The organism is Ilumatobacter sp. (assembly GCF_049588435.1).
Taxonomy (GTDB): domain Bacteria; phylum Actinomycetota; class Acidimicrobiia; order Acidimicrobiales; family Ilumatobacteraceae; genus Ilumatobacter_A.
The window spans coordinates 1-3,577 of record NZ_JBAVYV010000290.1; the positions used below are offsets into that span (position 1 = coordinate 1).

3 protein-coding genes and 1 pseudogene are annotated in these 3,577 nt (G+C 67.7%); 2 read left to right on the forward strand and 2 right to left on the reverse strand.

Features of this window, described 5'->3' with window-relative positions; translation table 11 throughout:
• Nucleotides 1-197: 197 nt before the first annotated feature.
• On the forward strand, nucleotides 198-1,007 hold the full coding sequence (locus tag WBV89_RS11410) for an agmatinase family protein (protein ID WP_423981475.1): 810 nt from the start codon (nucleotides 198-200) through the stop codon (nucleotides 1,005-1,007).
• Between the two features lie 10 nt (nucleotides 1,008-1,017).
• Nucleotides 1,018-2,247, forward strand: coding sequence for an FAD-binding protein (locus tag WBV89_RS11415; RefSeq protein ID WP_423981476.1), 1,230 nt, complete (start codon nucleotides 1,018-1,020; stop codon nucleotides 2,245-2,247).
• 9 nt (nucleotides 2,248-2,256) lie between these two features.
• On the opposite strand, the gene WBV89_RS11420 is transcribed toward WBV89_RS11415, so the two are convergent.
• On the reverse strand, nucleotides 2,257-3,441 hold the full coding sequence (locus WBV89_RS11420; protein WP_423981477.1) for a 5-(carboxyamino)imidazole ribonucleotide synthase: 1,185 nt from the start codon (nucleotides 3,439-3,441) through the stop codon (nucleotides 2,257-2,259).
• Nucleotides 3,438-3,577 (reverse strand): annotated as a pseudogene (locus WBV89_RS11425) (5-(carboxyamino)imidazole ribonucleotide mutase); the annotation flags it as partial. The gene WBV89_RS11420 and the pseudogene WBV89_RS11425, both read right to left, overlap by 4 nt.

Here is a 3,577-nt window from a genome sequence, read left to right on the forward strand (position 1 = left end):
GGTCGAGCGCGACGACTCGCCGATCCGGCGTGAGGCGATCGATCAGGGGATCCCACGTGACGGCACTCTCGGTGATTCCGTGCACGAGGATGACGGGCGTTCCGTCGCCTCCGTCGTGGTCGTCGAATGCGATCGTTGTCCCGTCGGCAGCGTGCGTGGTGTCCATTCACGAAGTGTTCCACGCGAGGATGGGACCCATGTCGACCGAACCCATTTCGTTGCTCGGGATTCCACTCGACGCCAACTCGTCGTTCATGTTCGGATGCGCCGGCGGGCCCGCAGCGATCCGGGCTGCGTTGCACTCGACCTCCGGCAACGACGCGACCGAGGCATCGGTGAACGTGACTCCGCAGCTGGATGACCTGGGTGACCTCGGGATCACGAACGAGCCCGGTTCCCGGGGGGACGCCGACGTGATCACGACCGCCGTACGCGCACAGGTCGCCGCCGGACGACAGATCATCTCGCTCGGTGGCGACCACTCGGTGACGTTTCCGATCCTGCGTGCGATCGGTGAGGTCCACGACGATCTCACCGTCGTCCACATCGATGCCCACCCCGACATCTACGACGACCTGGACGGGAACCCACTCAGTCACGCCTCACCGTTCGCGCGGGCTCTCGAAGCCGGCTGCATGACCACGCTCGTCCAACTCGGCATCCGCACCGCGACTCGACACCAGGTCGAACAGGGGGAGCGGTGGGACGTGACCATGGTGTCACCGCGTCAGCTCGCCAGCTTCGATCCGTCTGCACTGACCGGTCCGATCTATCTCAGCATCGATCTCGACGGACTCGACCCGTCGTGCGCGCCCGGGGTCAGCCATCACGAGCCCGGCGGGCTGACCGTGCGCGAGGTCCTCGACGTCATCGACTCGCTTCCCGGCCCGCTCGTCGGTGCCGATGTCGTCGAACTCAACCCGACCCGTGACGTCGTGGACATGACGGCGATGGTGGCCGCGAAACTGGTCAAGGAGATCGCCGGCGCGATGCTCGCCCGGCGATGAGGTGACCGGCATGCTGACGAACTGGGGTGGGAACCACACCTATCGGGCGTCCGCCGTCGCGCGTCCGTCGACGCTCTCCGAGTTGCAGCAGCTGATCGCCGAGTCGGCCGAGCTGTCGGTGGTCGGCACGCGCCATTCGTTCAACGCGATCGGCGACGGTGCGGCGTTGGTCGACCTCTCCGTCCTCGCGTCGCCTCCGATCGTCGACATCGAGCGCGGAGTGGTCAGCGTCGGCGGTTCGACGACGTATGCCGAGCTGTCCGAGACGCTCGCTCGACACGGTCGTGCGCTGCACAACCTGGCCTCGCTGCCGCACATCTCGGTCGCCGGAGCAATCGCCACCGGGACACACGGCTCGGGATCGCGACTCGGAAACCTGGCCACCGCGGTGGAGTCGATCGAGATGATCACGGCTGCGGGCGAAGTCGTGCACTTCCACCGGGGAGACGACGACTTCGACGGAGCCGTGGTGCACCTCGGTGCGCTCGGTCTGGTGATCCGCGTCGGACTGCGCGTCGAGGAGACCTACGACGTGGAACAGACGGTGTACGACGAACTGTCGTGGTCGACGTTGACGGCATCGTTCGACGAGGTGTTCGAGTCGGCGACGAGCGTGAGCGTGTTCACGCGGTGGGGATCGTCGGCGGGCGAGCTGTGGTGCAAACAGCGCGCCGACGCTCGACCGCGAACGGCCATCACCGACGAGTTGCGACCCGCCGAGACGCAACGGCATCCGATCCCCGACATGGAGACGTCCGCGTGCACGCCGCAACGCTCGGAGCCAGGGCCGTGGTGGAACCGACTCCCACATTTCCGAGCCGACGCCGAACCGAGCGCCGGTGCCGAGATCCAGAGCGAGTTCTTCGTCGACCGGACCGTCAGCTCCGCCGCGATCGAGGCGATCCGCACGATCGGACCGCTGCTCGATGACGTACTGCTCGTCAGCGAGATCCGGACGATCGCCGCCGATGATCTCTGGATGAGCCCGTGCCACGGGCGGGATTCGACCGCCTTCCACTTCACGTGGAGACGCGATCCGGGTGCGGTCGAGCAGGCGGTCGACCAGGTCGCGGCGGTGCTCGAACCGTTCGGTGCGCGACCGCACTGGGGCAAGGTGTTCCCGAGTTCGTGGCGGCCCGGCGAGCGGTACGAGCGGTGGGGAGATTTCCTCAACCTGCGGGATCGACTCGACCCGCAGCGTCGGATGACGACACCCTGGTTCGAGCGCCACCTCGGCTGAGCGGTCGGGTCAGCGGGTGACGAGTGCGCGGAGTTCGAGCGCACGATGCTCGGCGGCGTCAGCGGTCGGAGCCGTCACCGTGAGGTGACCCATCTTGCGGGCGGGCCGTGGTTCGGTCTTTCCGTAGAGGTGGAGCGTGGCGGCCGGATCGGCGAGCGCGACCGACCAGTCGGGTTCGACCGCTGTCACGGCGCCGTCCGGAAACCAGAGATCGCCGAGCAGATTGACCATCGCGACCGCCGGCGCGGTCATGTCGGTCGCGCCGAGACCGACGTTGCACACCGCTCGAATCTGCTGTTCGAACTGGCTGGTCACGCTCGCATCGAGCGTCCAGTGACCGCTGTTGTGGGGCCGCGGTGCGACCTCGTTCACGAGCAGCCGGTCGTCGTCGACCACGAACATCTCGACCGTCAGCACGCCGACGTAGTCGAGTCCCTCGACGATCGACGTCGCCAGGTCGACGGCACGGGCAGCGAGCGTCGGGTCGATCCGGGCCGGGACGATCGACACGTCGAGAATCCCGTCGACGTGGATGTTCTCCGCGACGTCCCAGTGCGTCGACGCGCCGTCAGCGGTGCGGGCGATGATCACGCTGACCTCGCAGCGCAGGTCGAGCAGCGACTCGACGATGCAGTCCGTGTCGGCGAACTCCGCGAGAACCGCATCGAGTTCTTCGACACCGGTCACGCGCCGCTGTCCCTTGCCGTCGTAGCCGAGTCGGGCTGTCTTGATCACCGCTCCGTCGTGAGCCAACGCGTGCGCGGCACGCCGTTGCTCATCACCGATGTTCGCCGGCGCCGGTGCGTGGGGGCCGACCGCGATTCCGTGCGCGACCATGAACGCCTTCTCGACCAGCCGATCCTGAGCGATCGCGACCGCGTGGGCCGAGGGCGCCACACGAGTGCGCATCGACAACGATTCGAGAGCGGAGGCCGGAGCATTCTCGAACTCGGTCGTCACGACAGAGCATTTCGACGCGAGCCGGTCGAGCGCGTCGGGGTCGTCGTAGCTGGTGACGACGTGCTCGTTCGTGACGACGGCTGCGGGGGCGTCCGGGTCGGGGTCGACCACGAGTGTTCGGTATCCCATCGCGTTGGCGGCAGACAAGGCGTACTTCCCGAGCTGCCCGCCACCCAGCATCCCGATCGTGGCCGGGGGAACGATCGGTTCGTCGGGCCGCGTCGGATCGGTCATGCCGAGGGTGGCAGCACCGACGCGGCTGCTGCGTCGCGACGGTCGGCGCGGAAGCGTTCGAGTCGTTCGTGCAGGTCCGGGTCGTCGAGGGCGAGCATCGCGACCGCGAACAACGCCGCGTTGGTGGCCCCGGCCT

Coding starts and splice junctions, on each gene's coding strand:
- WBV89_RS11410 (WP_423981475.1), top strand. CDS start 198: ATGTCGACCGAACCCATTTCGTTGCTCGGGATTCCACTCGACGCCAAC.
- WBV89_RS11415 (WP_423981476.1), top strand. CDS start 1,018: ATGCTGACGAACTGGGGTGGGAACCACACCTATCGGGCGTCCGCCGTC.
- WBV89_RS11420 (WP_423981477.1), bottom strand. CDS start 3,441: ATGACCGATCCGACGCGGCCCGACGAACCGATCGTTCCCCCGGCCACG.